We start from the raw sequence: 333 nt of genomic DNA, 5'->3' as shown, positions 1-333 counted from the left end.
ATAGCGCAGTTTGGTAGCGCATCTGGTTTGGGACCAGAGGGTCGGGGGTTCGAATCCCTCTTCACCGACCACTTATTTAAAGTGGTATGCCTGTATGGCGTGCTGCTGACAACGTCGGTGAATAGCATAGCTTGGTGCGCATCTCAGGATTTTGAGAATAGCGGACCAGAGGGTCGAGGTCTGGAAGCCCAGCCGCGTCAATCCCTCTTCACGACACTCTATTTCAAATAGTGGCAACCTATAACGCCATTATTTATCGTCGGTGAATAGCGCAGTTTGGTAGCGCATCTGGTTTGGGACCAGAGGGTCGGGGGTTCGAATCCCTCTTCACCG

The 333-nt window shown here is 52.6% G+C and carries 1 tRNA gene; it reads left to right on the top strand.

The features are described from left to right. Positions 1-260: 260 nt before the first annotated feature. A tRNA-Pro gene (locus tag R2X38_RS26680) sits at positions 261-333 on the top strand.

It is taken from the genome of Photobacterium rosenbergii (genome assembly GCF_033022775.1).
Taxonomy (GTDB): domain Bacteria; phylum Pseudomonadota; class Gammaproteobacteria; order Enterobacterales; family Vibrionaceae; genus Photobacterium; species Photobacterium rosenbergii_A.
This window is presented reverse-complemented; position numbering and strand designations above follow the sequence as displayed.